Consider the following 21,541-nt stretch of genomic DNA (forward strand, 5'->3'; position numbering starts at 1 on the left):
CCAGATGGTCAAAATTTATCAGGCTGCCAAAGGCGCCAGAGATAAACCTCAACAGTTAAAGCAAATCGAAGTACAGATTGAACGTCTGGATCACGAAGCTCAGGGCATAGGCTTTGAGCAAAAGCGTATTGTATTCGTCAGTGGTGCTTTGCCCGGTGAGCGGGTGAAAGTGCAATTGACCGAACAAAAAGATAAATCGGCCAAAGGCAAAGTGGTGAAAGTGCTGCAAGCCTCGCCGTTGCGTCAGGCTCCGCTCTGTAAGCATTTTGGCGATTGCGGCGGTTGTCAGCTGCAGTATCTGTCAGCAGAACACCAGTTGGAGCTCAAGCAGCAAGGCGTGGATCAACTAATCCGCCATCAAACCGGCTTAACCAGCTTACCCTGGCAGACACCGCTGAAAAGCGAAGGCCAGGGTTATAGACGTAAAGCCCGTATTGGCGTTTGGTTTGATAAAAAAACGCAGCAATTTACAGTGGGTTTTCGCAAAGCCAACGACAAAGTCATTACCTCCATTGAACACTGTATGGTGCTTAGTCCGGCTTTAAGTTCAGTATTCAGTGTATTGCAACAACAACTGCCAAAACTGCAACAAGGCTCTGCTATTACTCATGTTGAAGCGTTGGATGCTGACGGTCAGGTGTATTTAATAGTGCGGCATATCCGCCCTTTGCCGGACTCTGATCAACAAGCTTTGATCCAGGCTTGGCCAGAAGCCATATGGATAGGCGAAGCAGAGCCTGAACTTTATCAGCATTGGCAAGTCGGAACAGCAGAACCTTGTTACCAGTTACCTGCTTTGGGTTTAAAACTGAAGTTTTCTGCTGCTGATTTTATTCAGGTAAATCAGGGTATTAATCAGCAAATGGTGCAGCAGGCACTGGATTGGCTCAGTCTGCAACCAGGCGATCAGGTGTTAGAACTCTATTCTGGTATAGGTAACTTCAGTCTGGCTTTAGCGCAACGCGTCAAATGGGTGCATGGCCTGGAAGGTGTCACCACTATGGTGCAACGTGCAGAAGCCAATGCAGAGCTGAATGGCCTGACGAACCTGAGTTTTAGTCAGGCTGACTTGCATCTGCCATGGCCAAAAGCCGACTGGAATAAGCCGAAGTACCAAAAAGTACTGCTCGATCCAGCCCGTGCTGGTGCAGTTGGAGCTGTAGAGCAAATAGCGCGGTTAAGTCCGGCACAGATATTGTACGTGTCCTGTAATCCGCTCACTTTTGCCCGGGATGCGAAAGTTTTACTGGATTGTGGTTATCAGCTGGATAAAATCAGTGTGATGGACATGTTTCCACAAACCAGCCATCTGGAGTTGATGGCTTTGTTTCACAGGAGAAAGTAACGAATGGTGACGGTAAGGCAATCACATAGCGCCGAATACCACCCAGGCGGCACTCAGAGCTGGTTAAGTGCCTTAGGTTTACCTGAAGCAAAAATCCATGCGCTGTTGGATGCTGAGCTCTGGTTACATCAACAGAATTTGACCGATCAGGAACCCGAAGTACAAACGGGCTGGGAAATGGTCGAAATTCTGGCTGATTTGCGTATGGACAAAGATGCCTTAACTGCTGCGTTGTTGTTTCCGTTAGTTGAAGCAAAGTTGCTGGACCTGGAACAGGTGGAAACACAGTTTTGTTCTGCTGTGCTGACCATGTTAAATGCCGTACGCCAGATGGAAGCTATTCGTTCTATTCCGGTTGGGCCAAACCAAAGCAGTAACCCACAACAAGCCGACAACCTGCGCCGTATGTTATTGGCTATGGTGGAAGATGTGCGCGCTGTGGTGTTAAAACTGGCCGCACAAATTTGTTACCTGCGCTCAGTTAAAAACGCCGATGAAGAAACCCGCGTACTAGCGGCCAAAGAAACCAATGCAATTTTTGGCCCGCTGGCCAATCGCTTAGGAATAGGTCAAATCAAATGGGAGCTGGAAGACTTAGCGTTCCGTTACCTGCACCCTCAAACCTACAAACAAATTGCCAGTTTGCTGGAAGAAAAACGCTTAGACCGCGAACAATATATGCAGGATTTTGTCGCCTCAGTGCGGCAGAAAATGCAGGACGCCACTATTTCGGTTGAAGTGTACGGCAGGCCTAAACATATTTTCAGTATCTGGAAAAAGATGCAGAAAAAGCAGCTGGCTTTTGATCAGCTGTACGACATTCGTGCCGTGCGTATTGTCACCACCAAGGTACAGGATTGCTACGCCGCTTTGGGTATAGTGCATACCTCCTGGCGTCATTTGCCGAAAGAATTCGACGACTACATAGCCACGCCAAAACAAAATGGCTATCAGTCTATTCATACAGTGGTGCTTGGCCCTGCGGGTCGCCCTGTCGAAATTCAAATTCGTACTCATCAGATGCATGACGATGCCGAACTAGGTGTTGCTGCGCACTGGCGTTATAAAGAAGGTGCAGGCCATGCCGCTCGCGAAGGCCAATTGGATGAGAAAATCAGCTGGTTACGTAAACTGCTGGCATGGCAGGAAGAGCTGGTCGATGGCTCAGATTTAGCCGAAGAGTTAAAAAATCAGGTCACCGAAGACAGGGTTTATGTCTTTACGCCTAAAGGCGATATCGTCGATTTACCTGTTGGCTCCACACCGCTGGATTTTGCTTATTATGTGCACTCCAATGTGGGTCACCGCTGCATAGGCGCCAAGATTTCTGGCCGTATCGTGCCTTTTACCTATCAGCTGAAAACTGGCGATCAAATTGAAATTTTAACAGGCCGCGAGCCAAACCCGAGCCGCGACTGGTTAAACCCCAACTCAGGTTATTTAAAATCCAGCCGTGCCCGCTCCAAAGTGCAGTACTGGTTCCGCCTGCAGGACAGAGATAAAAACATAGCGGCAGGTAAAGAGCTGCTGGATACCGAATTAAGCCGCTTGAACCTGACTATCGACAGTGTGCCAAAAGTGCTGGCGCGTTTTAACGTGAACAGTATGGAAGAGATACTGGCCGGTATTGGCGGTGGCGAAATTAAAGTCACCCAAGTGGTGCATTACATACAAAGTCAGTCGGGCAAAATTCAGCAGCCTGAAATTGACCCGCGCCTGATCAGCAAACCTATGTCGGCCCAGCCGAAAAGCCATGTGGTGGTGCAGGGCGTAGGTAACTTGTTGACTCATATGGCCGGTTGCTGTCAGCCGCTGCCAGGTGATGCGATAGTAGGTTATATCACTCAGGGCCGCGGTATAGCTGTGCACCGTGACGACTGCGATCAGTTTAAAACCTTGCAGGAAGCACATCGTGAACGGGTAGTGGAGGCAACATGGGGCGATAAATATGCTTCAGGTTATGAAGTCACTATTCGTATTGTGGCGCACGACCGTAATGGCTTATTACGGGATATCACCAGCATTCTGGCCAATGAAAAAGCCAACGTGCTGCGGATGAGCAGTAACTCGGATATCTCGCAGCAAACCGCTACCATTATTATGACGATGGAGCTGTATAACCTGGATTCACTGAACAAACTGCTGACCAAAGTCAGCCAGATTGACGATGTAATCGAAGCGAAACGTTTTCACTGATTTGCGAACTTAACAACTTATAGCGCTGGAGCCCATGCTCCGGTTGCTTCTTCTGCAGGATCTATTGTGTCACAACCACTTCAGCAACTATTGGCCATTATGGCCAGACTTCGGGACCCACAAAACGGCTGCCCTTGGGATAAAGAACAAACCTACCAGACCATAGTGCCTTATACGCTGGAAGAAGCTTATGAAGTGGCGGATGCGATAGCCCGCGAAGACTATGCCGAGCTAAAAGACGAGCTGGGCGACTTGTTATTTCAGGTGGTGTTTTACGCTCAGATTGCCAAAGAAGAAGGCCGTTTTGAATTTGACGATTGCGCTGCCGCCATTAACGACAAGCTCATTCGCCGCCACCCTCATGTGTTTGCTGATATGAATTTAGATAGCAGCAAAGCCGTACTGCAAAACTGGGAAGCGATAAAAACCACAGAACGCACAGCTTCTGGCAAAACCTCTGTGCTGGATAATATCCCGCTGGCGATGCCGGCATTAAGCCGTGCCTACAAACTGCAAAAACGTTGTGCGCAGGTAGGCTTCGACTGGCCTGATGTAGAAGGTGCCTGGGATAAAGTGCAGGAAGAAATTCAGGAAGTGGCAGAATTACCAACAGGTGCGGCTGAACTGGAAGAAGAGTTAGGCGATTTAATGTTTGCGCTGGTCAATGTAGTGCGTAAACAAGGTTTTGATCCGGAAAAAGTCATGCGCCAGGCCAATCAAAAGTTTGAGCGACGTTTTCGGCAAGTAGAGCAGGCGCTGGTCGAGCAAGGCTCTAGCCCGGCACAGAGTCATTTGGATGAAATGGAACTGTTGTGGTTAGAGGTAAAAAGAATGGAAAAACAAGGCAAAAGCTAAAAATTCACCGTGAAAAAACGATCAATACTTGACTGCTTTTTAATTTGTCTAATACTCTGGTCTGGAATAATTAAAATACTAAAGCCAGATCAATGACTAAGATATATCCCATTTTTTTCTCCGGTCTCTGCCTGTTTTTTTTAAACGCCTGCGCGGAGACTTATAGCCCAGCTATTAAAGCCCCCGAACTGACAGTGGTCAATTCCACTGGCGAAACCATAGACCGTATTGTCGAACGTTCCTGTGACGCCAATGACGACAGCAACGACAGAGTGCTGGCGCGTGAGCTGAAAACAGGTCGCAGTCTGGTGATCCCGCTGGCCGTAACCTGCAGTAATCTGGAAGCCTTTAATAAAGAGGGTAGAGTTGTTGGCCGTCAGGTTGAAGTCTCTACGCCACCGGATCTGTACTGGCAAATTTACTGATGCTCTATACGCACTGATCTTCCACGCAAAAAAAAGAAAAAGGAATAGAAGTATGAATAATCTGTTGAAACTTATCTGCCTTGCAGGCCTGGCAGTATTGATGACCGGTTGTAGCTCTTATGACTATTATCAGGTGGAGTCGAACTTTAAAATGAGTGCGGCGAACGATAGGATACCGGCCACTATTACTAAGGGGCAGGGTTTTGAGGCTAACTTCCCACGTCTTGCCACTATCGCTGTTAAGGCTCCGGATTTTTGCGTCAGCGAATCACAGTCGCAGCGCACTGGTACAGCCCGCGCTGAAACCAATGTGATGCAAACCACTTGTGGTGTCGAAATGGCGCAAATTGAAAGCTCGTTAGCCAAAGCAGGTTTTGGTGTGATCAGTTGGAAAGTACTGCAAAACGAAATGACAGTATCGACTTCTCATCTGGATGCAGCAAAAAAACTCAAAGCCGACGCCATGTTTCAGATTAACTCGCTAGAACGTGGTGTCACTCAGGCTGGCCAGGACGCGCGCTGGGACAGACGTTTTTACATCACAAATAGTGGCAGCAAAGTTCCAACAGCGGTCGACAGTTATATGGCCAATTTACTTGATACGTACGCCAAACAAAACGAACAAGCCATGATCGCCGGCATTGAAGTATTAAGTGCCAGCATTAATGCCAGTGTAACTTTGGTCGAAAACGGCCGTGCCATCTGGTTTTACGAGTGGAACAATGTGCAATCGCAGGAAGATGCCGATCAAATAGTTGCCAATACTTATGTGTATTGTATCGACGGCTATTGCCAGCCTTATGTGCCGCAAGACTATGCCGCGTACAACGACCAATTGGTACAAGGCACCAGTGATGCGGTGTCTATAGGTGCCAAAGCAGCAGACCGCCGCCGTTCTGTGCACGATAAGCTGATGAAGCAAGTAGTGGAAGATATGGTGGGACGTTTTACTTTGTAATTCAGGTGCATCGCTAAGTGATTTGGACAAGGCCGCTTTTTTTAGCGGCTTTGTTTTTGGTTGGGTTCGGTTAGGTTAAAAGCTTTCGCCGCTGGCGAGATACTTTCTTTTGCTTCGCCAAAAGAAAGCTATCCAAAGTTAGAAAGTGCAGGAAGCACTTTCTAACAGCCGAAGGCTGGCCCGCAGGGTGAATTGCAGGGATGCAATTCATAAAAGGCGACCCCAGGTCGCAGCGAAAGACCGGCCCAAAATCGTGCGTCCAAGGCGGCTGGGTAACTCGCTCGTCGCTACCGCTCCTCACTCAGACACTCCCAGCCTTAAAACCTTGGCCACCCAATTTTGTCCGGCTCGCGCCCCAATGGGGAATTGGTGCCAGTAGTTAGAAATGCCTATTTTCTGGAGGGCCGCAAAGAGCGAAAAGCGGAAATAACGCTTCGTTAAGAAGCAAAAAACTGTTGGCTAAAATTAGCGACGAAGGAGCAAAAGCCGACTGTTTTTTCCTTTTGAACGACTTTTTATTTTTTAATTACTCTAATCTATGTGCTTTTTTATGAAATTTCTAAAGTCCATAGTATCACCAAAATAATTTGGATAAGCTTTTTTTAAGCTCCTAGCATCAGATGTAGCCAGAAGAACTGATAGTACAATTGATGGGTCCTTTTCACTATCATTCAAAGCCGCAAGTGCAAGTTTAGAGTCCGTTGTTTTAAACTGCTGAGCTTGTACTTTTATTTGCATTTTGTCCCCATTATAAACAATTGGGTTATCCAAGTCTTTTCTCGTTAGAGTAACCAAGCACATGCCTATCGTTTTACTTGACGAAAAGTTTACAGCTGAAGCAGTTGCTGCTTTTATTCCAAATGTAAACCGAGTTAATTTGTTCATGACACCTAATTCATCTACTAATATTTTGAGCTCTTTTTCTAAATTATTTAATTCACTTTCTTCAACTGTTGCGGCACGTTCATCATGAGCTACTAATATTCCTGCAACTCTAAAAAATCGCCTCCACTTGTCATGTCCAGTAAGACTAGTTTTTAATTCAATTTTTTCCAATGTATCAATAATTTCAAGAGTAGTCGCCCAAGCATGCTGTAGTTTAGTTCTAAGTTGAACTTCAATTTTTGTCTTTTTCCAATTATTTCCAGTTTCATCCTCATCAAAACAACTATAAATAAGATGGACACCGCCATAACCACTATCTTTAGGTATTAAGTAGTTGGATTTATTGATTATTTTATGTACAGACTTACTTTTCTCTAACTTGTCTTGTAGAGACTGTAATTCTTCTAAATTCCTTACAATTGCTCTGCAACCACCTATATCCTGCATTCGTGTAAGCTTTATTGCATTACTTTGATTACCATCAAGGGTTGGTCGCTCTAACTTGTTAATAATCGTAGGCAATCGTTTTAATCTACGAGCGATAACGGTACTTCTGTTTATTTTTTTTGCTGTTCTCGCTAGGTGATTTTTGATTAGCATTAAAGGGTACAAATGTACTTCACGAAAATTCTGTATTATATCAATAGCTTCCTCACGCTCGGTGTTTTCGCAACCGTGTCGAATACTTCTAGCAGCTTTATCTATCGATTTTTTTGAGTACCTCAATAAAACCTTTTGGTTTTCATATACTTGATTTGCCAAGATTCATCCTTCAAAACATAAACTTTAATAGAAGGGGTTTCTGCCCGCAAATCGGACATTTTTACGCCTTCTCTCCTGAATTTAACTGATACCAAACTAATCCTGATGTACCTCTATTTCAACAGTTTTTTCCGAAACAAGTAAATTTGACGCGGGCAAATTTATGTAGGCTGTACGCTAGTTGTTCTTGAATTGACACAAGCTGGGCACTTGGGAATTTATCCAGTAGTTCGCGATTATAAAAGAAGTGATGATCAGACTTTTACAACAACGCAATTGTCCGCTTTTGGCACATAGTGACGATACAGATGATCTCACAAAACGGCCGGGCAACAGCGTTAGCAGACCCTGTCCAGCTACATGGATGTATTCACGGCGTGTCTGCGTTGCTGTTGGCCGCGTCTTTTGAGTCGAAGCTCAGTGGGTCAATTCTTTTCAGGCTATTACCGCAATCGCACATCAGCCCGCTTTAACAACCTATTCACCAAACTAAACCAATTCTCTGTGGTCTGCGTATAACATGGACTATTGATAACAAGCGGCGAGAGCTTTTATGTTAACTGAATCTGCTTTAGTGGTACGCAGCGCTCTTGAGGCTGCTGGGTTGGAAACTCCTATGTTGGACAATGGCTTGTCCAATGATCAGAAAAAACAGCGTTTAACTGAATTAATGACGCAAGTGGTGCAAACCCTTGGGTTGGATTTAACAGACGATAGTCTGGCGGAAACTCCCACCCGTATTGCCAAAATGTATGTGGATGAAGTGTTTTCTGGTTTGGATTACAGCACTTTTCCAAAGATTTCGATGATTGACAATAAAATGCGTGCTGAAGAAATGGTCAAGGTGCAAAACATTAGTTTTACCAGCACTTGCGAGCATCATTTTGTCACTATAGATGGCACTGCTACTGTGGCTTATATACCAGGCAAAAAGATTATTGGTTTGTCGAAACTGAACCGGATTGTGAAGTTTTTTGCGCAGCGCCCACAGGTGCAGGAGCGTTTAACTCAACAAATTCAGGTTTCATTGCAGGCATTGTTGGGTGTAAAAGACGTGGCTGTCAGCATTAATGCTGTGCATTATTGTGTGAAGTCGCGTGGTGTGATGGATACCAGTTCCAGCACTAAGACCATGGCGCTGGGCGGTGCTTTTAAAACTGATGCTGCCACACGCTCTGAGTTTTTATCGAATTTTTAAACCATTCATCCCTGAATTACCTGGGGGATAAACTGGCTGATTTTAGCTGCAACTGGCACACTAGGCGTATTAATAGTTGCCAAGGGTTGTTGCTATGTTAGCCGGTATTCACCATGTGGCGCTGATTTGCAGTGATTATCAGCGCTCAAAACATTTCTATACTGAAATTCTGGGCTTAAAAGTTCTGGCTGAACATTACAGAGCTGAGCGTTTGTCTTACAAACTGGACCTGCAGTTGCCTGATGGTAGTCAACTGGAGTTGTTTTCTTTTCCAAATCCACCGCCTCGGCCAAGTACACCTGAAGCTCAGGGCTTACGCCATCTGGCTTTTCAGGTGCTGGATGTAGCACAAGTGGTTGCACATTTGGAAGCCAATGGTATTGCAGTGGAGCCGGTGCGGATCGACCCTTACACAGAACGGGCTTACACCTTTTTTAAAGACCCTGATGATCTGCCACTGGAACTTTACGAGATACTGCCAGCTGAGCTGAGGCGTTAAAATCAAAAGCTGGTGCGGCTTTGAGTTGTACCGCCTGATAATCAAAACCCAGAGCTGCAGCTAATGTTGCGGCCATCTGGCCTTGTTGCCAGCTTCCATTGGTGCGAATTAAACCTGCCGCCGGAATCTCTGGCCCCATAGCCGCCAACCAGATTTGTTCTGAGCCGGCAATTTGTGGTACCGGTCCTTTATAACCAGGCACAGCTGCACTTTTACCATGAGAGCGCCATTGTGCCGCTTCGCCGCGGCCATGGTCAGTGCTGATCAGTAAAGTGGTTTGGTCACGGTAATAAGGGTCGTTTTGTAATTCCTGCCATAAGTCAGCAATAAACTGATCACTGCGATGAATAGCCGCCAGATACTGGTCATATTGGCCTAAGTGAGCAAAATCGTCGGCTTCACCCAGGGCTATATACAGCAATTTAGGTTTATGCAGGCGCATATGCTCCAGCGCAAACTCCTGAGTAAACACATCCAGTCGTACTGACGCAAAAGGGCTGGGTGTTTTGGTCTGCAACTGGTTCAAATACTTTTGTTTTTCGCTCAGTTTTCCTTGTTCCTGCATAAAACCGGCATTGACCGTCAGGCCTGAACGCTTGGTATTTAAGATATATGGAAACAAATCCCAGGAGCCAAAAGCTGCCACTTTATGCTGCATCCGGGGCTGTTGGTTTAACCATTCCAGCACTGTGACATTAGGATTGGCGACTTTGTTATTGCTGCGAATTGACGGGTCGGAAAAGCCGGCCAGTAATTCCTGATAACCTGGGTATGAAATCTGATAAGGGTTGCTGACATTAATAGCTGAACCCTGGCTACGGTCGCCGACCGTAATGCCTTGCTGCTTTACTGTTTTATGCAAAAAGGGCATTAAAAGCTCTGGCTGGCCTGGTTTAAAGGCCCGGATCAGTTCCGGTGTTTTCACCCACTGTGATTGCTGATAAAGGGTTGGATCTGCTCCGGCAAAAACTTCCTGCCAACGTACTCCGTCTATGCTGACCAATACAACTTTAGGTTCAGCCTTCAGGCTCAGTGGTAATAGCAATACAAGCAACACAAGCCAGTTTAACTTCATCGTTTTACCCCAACAGCAGTGGATTGGGGCAGATCCTGCCAGTTGAAGATGACAACAAAGCTTAAAACTGATGGCAATTCGGTGACATCAATAGTATTCAGGCTAAAAAAGCTTGCGTTGCTCCTGTTCTGCGCTGAAGATAGCTATTACTAAAAATAGCCGTCTGGATGTATATCAGGCGGTAATAAATCCAGATCCCAAGGTGCGCGTGTATGTCCGATTTTAGTTTTCAGCAGGCCTTTGAGTGGCTAAGTTCCGCCATTGCCTCTGTAGTGTTTTATGCCATTCCGATTAACGGCGCTGCTTTGCCTGTCACAGTGCTGTGGCTGGTGCTGGGTGCCGTTGTCTTTACCTGTTATCTGGGTTTTATCAATATCCGTGGTTTTCGCCATGCGATACGAGTGGTGCGTGGAGATTACGCCGATAAAACAGATAAAGGTGACATCACTCAGTTTCAGGCTTTGTCGGCGGCTTTATCTGGCACTGTAGGCACAGGCAATATTGCCGGTGTGGCTGTAGCCATTGCTTTGGGTGGGCCAGGTGCGACCTTCTGGATGATAGTGGCAGGCTTTTTGGGCATGACCACCAAGTTTGTTGAGTGTACGCTGGCGGTGAAATACCGGGTGTATAACGCCGATGGCACAACTTCGGGTGGCCCAATGTATTACATCAAAGCCGCTTTAGATAAATATGGTTTGCCACGACTGGGTAGTTTTTTAGCGGCCTTTTTTGCTATTGCCTGTGTGTTTGGCTCTGCTGGTTTTGTCCATGTAAATCAGGGGTTTTCGCAAGTAAAGCTGGTGACAGGTTTTGATAATGCCTGGGTTTTTGGTCTGGTGTATTCGTTTTTAGTGGGTCTGGTGATAGTAGGTGGTATTCAAAGCATAGCCCGTGTCACCAGTAAATTAGTGCCTTTAATGTGTGCTATTTATTTGTCGGCTGCTTTTGTATTTCTGGGTATGAATTTAGAGGCTATTCCTGATGCGGTTTGGACCATATTGCGCAGCGCTTTTGCGCCTGAAGCTGCTTATGGTGGTGTGATAGGTGTGATTATTCAGGGCTTCCGCCGTGCAGCCTATTCTAACGAGGCCGGTATAGGCTCATCGCCTATAGCGCATTCGGCGGCCCGCACTAAAGATCCTGTGTCTGAAGGTTTTGTTGGTTTGCTGGAGCCTTTTATCGACACTGTCGTCATTTGTACGATTTCTGCTTTAGTGATAGTGGTGAGCGGTGTATATCTGCAGCCTGGTTTAGATGGTGTACAAATGACTTCAGCGGCTTTTGGTTCCGTCTTTGATTGGTTCCCGCTGGTGCTGATGGTGGCGTTATTGCTGTTTGGCTATTCCACTGTCGTGAGCTGGTCTTTTTATGGCTTAAAGTCCTGGACTTACTTGTTCGGCCACAGCAATTTTACCCAACGTAGTTTTAAAGTGTTGTTTTGTTCGGTCGTCGCTATAGGGGCCGTGCCTAATATGCTGGCGGTATTTGATTTTATCGACTCAATGATCTTTTTAATGGCAGTGCCAAATATTCTGGCTTTGTATTTGTTATTGCCTGAAGTGAAGCAGGATTTAAAAGCCTACCTTTTAAAGCATAAGGGCTAAACAACAAAAAAGGCAGCAAGAAATTGCTGCCTTTGTCCTTTCAAACCGGGTATTACTTAGCCAAGTATGCATAAGCCGTAATAAAAGCAGTTTCCTGAAAACCTTTTAAGCCTGTTTCTTTAAATACGATAGGCACAGGGTGACGCGCCAGCTGCTCTTTAATAAAAGAGCTGGTCAGAATTTCGGTTTTGACATCAGGTAATAACTGCAAAGCAGCTTCCATTTTAAAACCAACAGCACCACCGGCAAACTTGCCTTTTTGTGGGCGTTCACGGATCACAAAAGTGTCTATTTTGTAATCTTCTGCCAGCTTGGCAAAAACAAACTGAAATTTCTTCATCTGCTCGCTGTCCTGATCTTTCAGTAACGGCAAGCGGACAGTGCGGCAATCCGGAATATCAAACAGGCCGCTATCTATAGCCAATAAACATAAAATGGCTTCACTGCCTTTCATTTCAACACCACAAACGCGCATAAGGATTTCTCTGACTAACTCAAGTTGGGGATATTATGACAGCTTAACAAGGAAAAACTATAGCCAACCTGATTGATGTTTATTCTGGGGGAGAACACATGCATCCAAATGTAGGGGCGTGGGCTTGCCCCGCCCGTCTAGCGTTCACATTGGTGTTTGGGCGAAAGCACGCAGTCAACTGTAGGGGCGTTGGTTTATCCCCGCCCGTGTGGCTGCAAGTTCGGACATAGAGCCCCTAAGTAATTGCTGTTGCAGCTAGGCGACAAGGGCGTGAGACCCCAGGAGCATAGTTGTCCTATGTGACAGGGGCGAAGGCACGCAGGCAACAACGCTGCGGCTGCAAGTACGACGGGGAAAAAGGGGAAAAGAAAAAAGCAGACAAACCTGACAGGGGGGAGGTGGCTTGTCTGCTCACAGTGAGGTCAGATCTTAGTTGCATGCTTTGGCCGGGGAAGCCAGGCATCACTACAACAAGATCTTATTACTGCTGAAAATCTTCGTCATCAATATCCCACTGGCTTACCGAAATCTGCCGGTAAAAAGACCAGTGTTGTAACAACCAGTTCAACCAATGATGGTGCAGGTCGTGATCTTGCGGTATATGGAATGACATATCTGTATCCTCCTAAATCCGGGCGCCAACGCTAGTAAGGCGCCCAGTCTAGTTCCTTTAGATGACAGTACTTATTTAATCTGCCACGTTTAAGGTTGATGCTGTGTACACAGGGCTGACAGCTTTCATTTTTTCATTTAAAAGCGCCAGGTTGTGCTGGTTAATTTCACTTTGCTCCAGCGTAGTGGCCTGTTGAAAATCAGCTAAAGCTGCAACAGGATCTTGCCCCATCAAACGGGCTACACCACGGTTAGTGTGAGCAAAAGAACGCATTTCGCGTTTGTAGCTTGTATCTGAACCTTCGGCGCGACGGGCGGCATAAATGGCTGAACTGCATGCTTGTTCTGCCTGTTTAAACTGCGCCATGTGAGTGTATGCCACGCATAAACTCATGTGTTTACTGAAGGCGTCTGCGTGCTTGTCTGTTGCTGCTGTTGCTTCTGCAACACCATCCTGATACAGACCTGCTTTAATTTTGCTCACGCCAGGGGTGTCTTCGATTAATACCATCTTGAAACCGCTGGTGGCTGCGCTGGCGACAAAAGAACTTGAGGCCAACAGCATCACTGCTACTTTTTTGCCAAAGCTAAGGGATGTCGCTTTCATAATTTACTCTCCAGTACTCAATTCAGTAATTTCATTTCAAAGTGCAGGTTAGTCACTGCACTGTGCTTACTTTAGAAAGTTCCTGAAGAACTGACAAAGGATATAAATCCACCTGATAGTTGAGGAAAATTCATCTATGGTGCGCTAGAAAATGTCACTTTGAATTGATAAGTGGTATGAGTGCAGCGGAGATGTTCAGTCTGAAGTTCGCTTTTACCTACATCCCTGTAGGTAACAACGGCTATAAAAAAACAAGGCAGGGCTTAAAGAAACAGGCCGTTAAAATGCGCGCTGAAAGCTTTGTAATATCCAATTCACCAGCAGTTGGATTTGCGGTTTATTTGGGTCCGTCTCGTGTTGCACCAGATAATATTTATCGCGGCTTTCCAGTTCTTCACTGAACAGGCGTTTTAAGCTGCCGCTGGCAAACCAGGAATGGCTGATAGGCCAAGGCACCAGTGCTATGCCTAAACCTTGTTGAGCTGCGCGGGCGACGCTGAACATGCTGTCGAGCTGGATCACTTGTTTCGGCGTAAAGACTTCCAGTTCAAGTTGCTCCGCCCATTGATGCCAGGACCAGGGTCTGGCCTGATGCACCAGACAAGGTACTTTGGTTAGCGCTTCAAAACCTAACCCATCCAATTGCTGATACAAAGCCGGGTTGCAGGCTGGCACGTAGCTAATAGGAAACAACTCATGAGCTATTTTGTCTGTAGGTTTGGCGCTGGCTAATAAAATCTGCAGATCGGTGTGTTTCGCCGGATCCTGCCTCGATTTAATGGTTTCAACTTTCAGATTGATATCAGGATGTTGTTCTGACCAGCCAACCAGTTTCGGCACAAATAACTCACTGGCAAAAAACTCCGGCATCGAGATACTGATTTCGGTCGGGTTTTTCTGCAGGCTAAAGGTACGTAAGGTTTGTTCCAGTTCACGCATCAGCGGCAACAAAGCCTGATAAAAGGCTTTGCCTTGCGCTGTCAGTTCTACAGATCGGGTTTGACGCAAAAACAGGTCCAGTCCAAGCTCTGATTCCAGCTGTTTAATTTGGTGACTGACAGCCGAAGGGGTCAGATACAACTGACGAGCGGTTTCTTTAAAACTTAAACAGTCGGCGGCGACACAAAAACAGCGTAGGCCGCGCATCGAGCTATGTATGGCCATAATAATTCACAATTGTTACCAAAGACCCATAACTTAAGCAAAAATAGAACCATGTGTTCACGGCTTTGATTCTAAAGGTTTTTTTTATTGTCTACCAGGCGCATTGAACCGAGTACGGTCAGTGCTGCCCCACTATGGGGCAATGACGCCAACTTAAAGCAAGCGGACTGAGTATAACGCCTAAATTGTTAATTAAAATGACAACTTGCTTTAATGCGTTCCAGCTCACAGGCAATTAAAAAATGCCAGGTATCCAGATGCCGTTTTGCACTGTCGATACTGTCGCCCCAGACGTATAAACCATGGCCCCGTATTAAAAATGCATGGGGTAAAGTTTCACGAGCAAAGCGTTGGTGTAATTCCTGCAAAGTAAGCTCTGTGTTTTGTGGATCCAAAATCGCCAAGGGGCAACAACTGCGTTGCTCTGCAGAGGCCGCAACCAGATTTTGTAATTCATAACCAACAAAGAGGTGTTGGTCTGCTTTGATTAAACAAGAGAAAACAGTAGCTTGCAGACCATGTGTTTGCAGTATCACTTTATGCTGCTGGCTCTGCTGATACAAAAACTGATGGATAGCTGTGGCTGTATCTGGCTGATTTTGGCTGGTCCAGTGGTACGAAATCAAATCCGCAGGACTTAACTCGTTTTTATCTTTATCTGCCGCTGTAAAAAGCGCGCTATGCTCAGAAGTGCGTATTGAGAACAGTCCGCTGCTAAAAGGCAACCATTGGCGCTGAGCTGCCCAACGACTTAAAGTACAAAGCTGGATTGCATAAGGATTTAGATTGGTTTGGATAGATTGATTCATCTTGATGTTTAGACGTCTACACATGAAACTGTCTGGATGATAGCATCCGTTCTATTGTCAGGCCAGCCAGTTTTCTACTGTTTTTGTGCTGTTGTGAGATCAGATTATGAAGTTACAAAGTAAGTTACCTGCCTTAGGCACCACTATTTTCAGCCAAATGTCGCAGTTAGCGGCAGAACATCAGGCTATTAATTTATCTCAGGGTTTTCCTGATTTCCCGTCCAATCCACGTTTGATTGAATTATTGGCCGAATCAGCCCGCGAGGGATTAAATCAGTATGCGCCCATGCCAGGTGTGCTGTTGCTGCGGCAACAAATTTCAGCTTTGGTCAAAAGCTGTTACCAAAGAGAAGTTTGTCCGGAGCAGCAAATCACAGTCACCAGTGGTGCCACCGAAGCTTTGTTTGTCGCTATTCAGGCCTTGGTGCGCCCTGGTGATGAAGTTATAGTCTTTGACCCTGCGTACGACAGTTATCAGCCTGCAGTCGAGTTGGCGGGCGGTTTTACCGTGCATGTACCCTTGTTGCCACCTTTGTATCAGGTGGATTGGACTCAGTTGGAAAAACAAATCAGCAAAAAAACACGGCTGATTATTGTCAACAGTCCGCATAATCCAACAGGAGCTGTATTCAGCCACCAGGACTGGTTGTCGCTGCAGGCGTTGGTGTTAAAGCACCGTTTGTATTGCATCAGCGATGAAGTGTATGAGCATTTAGTTTTTGATGGCACACCGCAATTAAGTGCCAATCAATACCCTGAATTGGCTGATCGCACAGTGGTGGTATCGTCCTTTGGTAAAACTTTTCATGTCACAGGCTGGAAGTTGGGTTATGCAGTTGCTCCTGTTGAACTCACCACAGAATTTCGCAAGATCCATCAATACGTTACCTTCTCCAGTTTTACTCCGGCTCAGCATGCTATTGCTCAGTTACTGCTTGAACAGCCAGGTGAAGTGAGTGGGCTGGCGGCTTTTTATCAGCAAAAACGTGACCAATTCAGGCATAGCTTAGCTGATTCGGCCTGGTCTTTATTACCTTGTCGGGGCAGCTATTTTCAACTGGCCGACTACAGTGCATTCAGTGATCTGGATGATGTGGCGTTTTGTCAGTGGCTGACCCGCGAACATAAAGTGGCAGCTATTCCGTTGTCGGTGTTTTACCGTCAGCCGCCCAGTCAGCGTATAATTCGCTTTTGTTTTGCCAAAGAGCCTCAGACTTTAGCTTTGGCGACGGAGATTTTATGTCAGTTATCCATGTTGCGTTAATTCAGTCCGAATTGGTCTGGCAGGACAGTACTGCCAATCGTCAGAATTTAGAACAGCAAATCCAACAGCACAAAGGCGCACAACTTTTTGTGTTGCCAGAGATGTTTAATACGGGTTTTAGCATGGATTCAACGACTATTGCTGAAACTATGGAAGGGCTTACAGTACAATGGATGCAGCAGCAGGCTAAGCTCGCAGATGCTGCACTTTGTGGTTCAGTGGCTATTTCTGCCGAAGGTCAGATTTTTAACAGATTATTGTTTGTGACACCGGACGGTTTGGTGCGGTTTTACGATAAACGTCACCTGTTTCGGATGGGGGGCGAACAGCAGCATTATCAGGCAGGATCTGAGCGGGTGATTGTCTCTTATCTCGGGTTCCGATTTTGTTTGCAGGTCTGCTATGACTTACGTTTTCCGGTTTTTGCCCGCAATCAGCAGGATTACGATGTGCTGATTTATGTCGCGAACTGGCCTGAGCCAAGGCGTCAGGTCTGGCGCACTTTATTGCAGGCCCGGGCTATTGAAAACCAGGCTTATGTGCTGGGTTGTAACCGTATTGGTTCGGATGGTAACAGCCTGAACTACAGCGGTGACAGTATGGTGGTGAATTATTTAGGCCAAATCCAGGCTGAACTGTCCGTTTCGCAGGCTGGTGTGGTATCGACAGAGCTGAACCTGAGTGCTTTACAACAATTTAAACAGAAGTTTCCGGCTTATCTGGATGCGGATCCTTTTGTGTTAACGCCTTCATTTTAAGGAGAACCCATGTATCAGCGGCAAGTGACGGTACTGGTGTATTTAAGTTTTATGTTATTGGGTTTGCTCAGTATTTTGTGGGGCATTTTGCTGCCTGACATTATGGTGCAGTTGCAGATGTCACCTGCCGCTAGCGGCTTGTTTTTTGCCTGTTTGTCTATGGGTTCCATTACCGGCGCGTTTTTAGGCGGCAAGTATGTGCAGAAGTTTGAATTTGTGCCCTTATTTGCAGTGTTATTACTGACTTTAGTGGTGCTGATTATTGGTGCTTCCTTTGTGCAGTATTGGCCCTTGTTGTTGTTTTTTGTCTTTGCTCTGGGTTTAACCTGTTCAGGTTTATTCACCATAGGCCACACGCTCATTGCCCGGCTTTATGTGGAAAAACGTGCCCGCATGATGGGGTTTATGGACTTTATGTTTAGCTTAGGCACCTTAGCTGCACCTTTGTATGTAGTAGTACTGTATTGGGGTATCGAAGACTGGCGTTGGCCATTACGCATTTTGGCGGTGTTTTTAGCCGGAACAGCGCTATTCGCCTGGTATTTAGGTCGTACTCATCAAAGTCCTGCTCATATGGCACATGCCAAAGGTAGTTTGTCTTATCGCCAGGTGATGAAAAAACCAGTGTTTTTTGCTTTGGCCTTAATGATGTTTGGTTATGGTGCTGTAGAGTGGGGGCATGGTAACTGGTTTGTCACTTATGCCAGTCAGGGCTTAGCTTTAAGTACAGAACAGTCCCGCTTAATTTTTGCCTTTTTTACCGGTGGTATGGTGCTGAGCAGGTTAAGTTTTTCATTGTTTTTACGTTGGTTTACCAGTGCTCAGTTATTGATGATCCTGGTGCTCTGTGCCTTTTGTGGCGCTGTATTAGTGAAAATCACTGCGGTGCCGGCGTTATTGCAACTGGGTAACTTTGCTTTGGGTTTAGGCTTAGGCGCTATATTCCCGCTGATGTTAACGGCAGCTATGGATCTGGACAGTGATAATGGTCCGGTGTTGTCGGGTCTTGCCAATATTGGTGGCTCTATAGGCTATCAGGCTGCAGCTTTGGGCACTGGTCTAGCGGCACAACAAGTGGGTATTGCGACCGCCTACTGGCTGATCCCTATACTGGCGGTCTGGCTCTTAGGTACTGTCAGTTATTTCAGTTATTTGTTGCATAAAAAACATACGCAAGCAGTACAAGTTTAACTTTTTTGCTGCATTTGTTGGTTTTATAACCAGCTTACTCTTGATTCTGAACGGCTTTAGGCGCATAACCTAAGGCCGTATGACCTGCAAGAAATCAGAGTATGACAACAAGTATCCAATGGGCAGAATTAGCCCGCGCTGCGAAGGCAGCATCCGAACAGGCTTATGCGCCTTACAGTAAATTCCCGGTAGGTGTCGCGGTTCAGGCCAAAAGTGGCAAAATCTATTCCGGCTGTAACGTTGAAAACGCTTCTTATGGCGGCACTATTTGCGCTGAACGTAATGCGATAGCTGCTGCTGTTGTCGCTGGCGAACGTCAGTTTGTTGGTTTGATGGTGTACACCCCGCAAGAACAACTCACCCCACCATGTGGTATCTGTCGTCAGGTGATTGCTGAGTTTTTTACACCAGACAGCCCGGTGCGCAGCTGTAATCATTTGGAGCAACAACAGGAATGGACGCTGGAGCAATTATTACCCAGCGCCTTCACCCCGTTGTTTCTGGCTAATAGCAAAAAATTCTGAGTCTGGAGTACATGATGTTATTACCTCAGGAAATTATTAAACAAAAACGTAATGGCGGCGCGTTGACTGAAGCTGCTATCGCACAATTTGTCCGTGGTTTAACGGATCAAAGTTTCAGCGAAGGCCAAACGGCAGCGCTGGCTATGGCCATTTATCTGAATGGCATGAGCACAGCAGAAACTGTGGCTTTAACCAGGGCTATGCAGCATTCAGGCGCTGTAATGAATTGGAATGACATGCTCGATGGCCCTGTGGTAGATAAACACAGCACAGGTGGAGTAGGGGATAAAGTCAGTTTAATGCTGGCCCCTATGATTGCCGCTTGTGGTGCTTATGTACCGATGATCGCTGGCCGTGGTTTAGGCCATACAGGTGGCACTATCGACAAGCTGGAAGCTATTCCTGGTTATCAGTGTCAGCAGCCTTTAGATAAAATTCAGCAACTGGTGAAACAACAAGGTTGTGTCATTGTGTCGCAAAGTGGCGAATTAGCTCCTGCCGACCGCCGTTTGTATTTAATCCGTGATGTCACAGCGACAGTCGAATCTATTCCGCTTATTACTGCCTCTATTTTGTCGAAAAAGCTGGCCGCTGGGCTGCAGGCTTTGACGATGGACGTGAAGATCGGCTCTGGCGCCATTATGAAAAATGTCGCAGATGCTTCAGCTTTAGCCAAAAGTATTGTCAATACGGCCAAGGGCGCTGGTGTACCTACTCAGGCTTTATTAACAGATATGAACCAGACTTTGGGTGCAACAGCAGGTAACGCACTGGAAATACTGGAAACGCTGGACTATTTGACTGGTAAATACCGTGAATCACGTTTGCATCAGGTCACTTTAGAACTAGGTGCCAGCATGTTGCAGTTAGGTGGTTTGTTTAACGATAAAGCCAGCGCTATAGCGGCATTGGAGCAGAGTTTAACCAGCGGTAAAGCGGCGGAGATTTTCAGTAAAATGGTGGCGGCTCAAGGTGGTCCAGCCGACTTCCTGGAAAAACCTGAACTCTATCTGGCCAAAGCCAAAGTGGTGCTGGATATCAAAGCTCCTATTGCTGGTTATCTGAATAAAGCTGACACCACTGCTATTGGTATGGCTGTAGTGCGTTTAGGCGGTGGCCGTGCTCACCCGGATCAGGTGATCAATATGGCTGTGGGCTTCAGTGATGTGAAAGCTTTAGGGGCAAAAGTGGCTGCTGGTGATTTGTTAGCCCGGGTGCATGCCGATACAGTTGAAGCTGCAGAACACGCCAAAACTGAATATCTGGCGGCTTTGAGTATTGAGCCTGTCGCTGCAACTATTGATCCCATCATTCACTTAGTGATTGATTAGGCATTTAAAAAGTCGCAAGCAAAGGTTTGACAATCGGCTTTTGCTTGCGACGAACGATCTTGTTGCTGATTAAGGCATTTGCTACTGTACTAGCCTCTTTGCAAGGAGGCAGGATGAAGAAGTTAAGTAGTTGTATCGTTTTGATCTTATGGGCCTTTACTGCGTCAGCCCAACCTGTGATGCAGTGGTATACCAGCCATTGGCCCCCTTATCGTATCAGTGAAGGACCTTATGCCGGACAAGGCTCTTTTGACTTGTTGTTGGCGCAATTGATCGAAGCTTTACCCCAGTATCAGCATCAAATTCATCAAATCCATTTGGCTCGTATCGTTAAAGTATCAGCCACCACCAACGAAAACCACTGTACTTTCGGTTTACGTTATACGCCTGACCGTGACAAACGCAGCTATTTTTCTCAGCCTGCTGGCTTATTACCTAATCTTGCCGTCAATAGCCTGCAGCAGCACGATAAACTTAAAACACTGGATCCTCAGCAAGCTGTGCAGATGAAGACGTTGGTGAAGAACCCTGATTTGTTGGGGCTGATTGAAAATGACCGGGCTTATCCTGCAGTGATTGCTGCGCAAATTAATAAAGCTGGCAGTAATCTGGGCGGCAGCTCAATGACCACTATGAATCCGGCACAGTTACTGGCGGCAAAACGGGTCGATTACGTTATAGATTACCCGAATCGTTTACGTTACTTCAGCGTAGAAGCAGGGCAAGATGCCAAGCTAGAGTTCAGACCTATAGCAGAAATCCCCGGCTTTTCTTATACCTATGTTAGTTGTTCTAAAACGGAAGCTGGTAAGCGTTGGATTGCGGATATTGATGTGGCACTGAATGCATTAAAGCAAAAGCCGGAGTACAAGAGCGCAATGTATCGCTGGTTTTCAGAGCAGGAACAGCAACTGCTGGAGCCACACTATAGCGGATTTCAGCAAACCCGGCTTTTTGTACCAGAGCAGGCTGAAACCCGTTTTAGTGAGCTGTAGTGCGGTTGC

The 21,541-nt window shown here is 46.3% G+C and carries 21 protein-coding genes; 14 read left to right on the plus strand and 7 right to left on the minus strand.

Features of this window, described 5'->3' with window-relative positions; all coding sequences use genetic code 11:
• The first annotated feature begins 4 nt into the window (after nt 1-4).
• The 5 genes from rlmD to OM978_RS00465 all read left to right on the plus strand — a co-directional run bounded on the left by rlmD (nt 5) and on the right by OM978_RS00465 (nt 5,779).
• Nucleotides 5-1,345: a 23S rRNA (uracil(1939)-C(5))-methyltransferase RlmD gene (rlmD, locus tag OM978_RS00445; protein ID WP_264344570.1), complete on the plus strand. Its 1,341-nt coding sequence runs from the start codon at nt 5-7 to the stop codon at nt 1,343-1,345.
• Between the two features lie 3 nt (nt 1,346-1,348).
• Nucleotides 1,349-3,541 (plus strand): GTP diphosphokinase, encoded by a 2,193-nt coding sequence (relA, locus tag OM978_RS00450; RefSeq protein WP_264344572.1) that lies wholly within the window; start codon nt 1,349-1,351, stop codon nt 3,539-3,541.
• Nucleotides 3,542-3,607: 66 nt separating this feature from the next.
• Nucleotides 3,608-4,396 (plus strand): nucleoside triphosphate pyrophosphohydrolase, encoded by a 789-nt coding sequence (mazG, locus tag OM978_RS00455; RefSeq protein ID WP_264344574.1) that lies wholly within the window; start codon nt 3,608-3,610, stop codon nt 4,394-4,396.
• A gap of 194 nt (nt 4,397-4,590) precedes the next feature.
• Entirely contained in the window at nt 4,591-4,821 is a 231-nt protein-coding gene (locus OM978_RS00460) for a hypothetical protein (protein ID WP_233009954.1), read from the plus strand.
• A gap of 52 nt (nt 4,822-4,873) precedes the next feature.
• Complete coding sequence (locus OM978_RS00465) at nt 4,874-5,779, plus strand: hypothetical protein (protein WP_233009953.1); 906 nt, start codon at nt 4,874-4,876, stop codon at nt 5,777-5,779.
• Between the two features lie 531 nt (nt 5,780-6,310).
• Here the strand turns inward: OM978_RS00465 and OM978_RS00470 are convergent.
• Nucleotides 6,311-7,426: a RelA/SpoT domain-containing protein gene (locus OM978_RS00470; protein WP_264344577.1), complete on the minus strand. Its 1,116-nt coding sequence runs from the start codon at nt 7,424-7,426 to the stop codon at nt 6,311-6,313.
• 553 nt (nt 7,427-7,979) lie between these two features.
• Between OM978_RS00470 and folE the strand changes: the two genes are divergently transcribed.
• Both folE and OM978_RS00480 read left to right on the plus strand, forming a co-directional pair.
• On the plus strand, nt 7,980-8,624 hold the full coding sequence (gene folE, locus OM978_RS00475; RefSeq protein ID WP_264344579.1) for a GTP cyclohydrolase I FolE: 645 nt from the start codon (nt 7,980-7,982) through the stop codon (nt 8,622-8,624).
• 94 nt (nt 8,625-8,718) lie between these two features.
• Nucleotides 8,719-9,123, plus strand: a complete 405-nt coding sequence (locus OM978_RS00480) for a VOC family protein (protein ID WP_264344581.1) — start codon at nt 8,719-8,721, stop codon at nt 9,121-9,123.
• Here OM978_RS00480 and OM978_RS00485 read toward each other — a convergent pair.
• Nucleotides 9,059-10,198, minus strand: a complete 1,140-nt coding sequence (locus tag OM978_RS00485; protein ID WP_264344582.1) for an alkaline phosphatase family protein — start codon at nt 10,196-10,198, stop codon at nt 9,059-9,061. The genes OM978_RS00480 and OM978_RS00485 overlap by 65 nt on opposite strands.
• Before the next feature lie 212 nt (nt 10,199-10,410).
• Here OM978_RS00485 and OM978_RS00490 point away from each other — a divergent pair, with 212 nt between their 5' ends.
• Nucleotides 10,411-11,802, plus strand: a complete 1,392-nt coding sequence (locus tag OM978_RS00490) for an alanine/glycine:cation symporter family protein (RefSeq protein WP_264344584.1) — start codon at nt 10,411-10,413, stop codon at nt 11,800-11,802.
• Nucleotides 11,803-11,854: 52 nt separating this feature from the next.
• On the opposite strand, the gene OM978_RS00495 is transcribed toward OM978_RS00490, so the two are convergent.
• The 5 genes from OM978_RS00495 to OM978_RS00515 form a co-directional block, all read right to left on the minus strand.
• Nucleotides 11,855-12,256: a DUF3010 family protein gene (locus OM978_RS00495; RefSeq protein ID WP_233009947.1), complete on the minus strand. Its 402-nt coding sequence runs from the start codon at nt 12,254-12,256 to the stop codon at nt 11,855-11,857.
• A gap of 502 nt (nt 12,257-12,758) precedes the next feature.
• Nucleotides 12,759-12,890: a hypothetical protein gene (locus tag OM978_RS00500; protein WP_264344587.1), complete on the minus strand. Its 132-nt coding sequence runs from the start codon at nt 12,888-12,890 to the stop codon at nt 12,759-12,761.
• A gap of 75 nt (nt 12,891-12,965) precedes the next feature.
• Entirely contained in the window at nt 12,966-13,496 is a 531-nt protein-coding gene (locus OM978_RS00505; protein ID WP_264344589.1) for a hypothetical protein, read from the minus strand.
• A 279-nt stretch (nt 13,497-13,775) separates the two neighbouring features.
• The gene (locus OM978_RS00510) at nt 13,776-14,660 is read right to left on the minus strand and encodes a LysR family transcriptional regulator (protein ID WP_264344591.1); all 885 of its coding nucleotides are present in this window, start codon (nt 14,658-14,660) and stop codon (nt 13,776-13,778) included.
• Between the two features lie 188 nt (nt 14,661-14,848).
• Entirely contained in the window at nt 14,849-15,469 is a 621-nt protein-coding gene (locus OM978_RS00515; protein WP_264344593.1) for a class II aldolase/adducin family protein, read from the minus strand.
• A gap of 106 nt (nt 15,470-15,575) precedes the next feature.
• Between OM978_RS00515 and OM978_RS00520 the strand changes: the two genes are divergently transcribed.
• From OM978_RS00520 to OM978_RS00545, 6 genes are all read left to right on the plus strand, one after another.
• On the plus strand, nt 15,576-16,733 hold the full coding sequence (locus tag OM978_RS00520; protein ID WP_264344596.1) for a methionine aminotransferase: 1,158 nt from the start codon (nt 15,576-15,578) through the stop codon (nt 16,731-16,733).
• Entirely contained in the window at nt 16,709-17,491 is a 783-nt protein-coding gene (locus tag OM978_RS00525) for an amidohydrolase (RefSeq protein WP_264344598.1), read from the plus strand. Before OM978_RS00520 ends, OM978_RS00525 begins: the two co-directional genes overlap by 25 nt.
• Nucleotides 17,492-17,500: 9 nt before the next feature.
• Nucleotides 17,501-18,682 carry an MFS transporter gene (locus OM978_RS00530; protein WP_264344599.1) on the plus strand — a complete coding sequence of 394 codons (1,182 nt, stop codon included), beginning with the start codon at nt 17,501-17,503 and terminating at the stop codon, nt 18,680-18,682.
• 101 nt (nt 18,683-18,783) lie between these two features.
• Entirely contained in the window at nt 18,784-19,206 is a 423-nt protein-coding gene (locus OM978_RS00535; RefSeq protein ID WP_233009940.1) for a cytidine deaminase, read from the plus strand.
• A gap of 11 nt (nt 19,207-19,217) precedes the next feature.
• The gene (deoA, locus tag OM978_RS00540) at nt 19,218-20,537 is read left to right on the plus strand and encodes a thymidine phosphorylase (protein ID WP_264344603.1); all 1,320 of its coding nucleotides are present in this window, start codon (nt 19,218-19,220) and stop codon (nt 20,535-20,537) included.
• Nucleotides 20,538-20,650: 113 nt separating this feature from the next.
• Complete coding sequence (locus OM978_RS00545; RefSeq protein WP_264344605.1) at nt 20,651-21,532, plus strand: TIGR02285 family protein; 882 nt, start codon at nt 20,651-20,653, stop codon at nt 21,530-21,532.
• Nucleotides 21,533-21,541: the final 9 nt, after the last annotated feature.

Source organism: Rheinheimera sp. MM224 (genome assembly GCF_947090785.1).
Classification (GTDB): Bacteria; Pseudomonadota; Gammaproteobacteria; order Enterobacterales; family Alteromonadaceae; genus Pararheinheimera.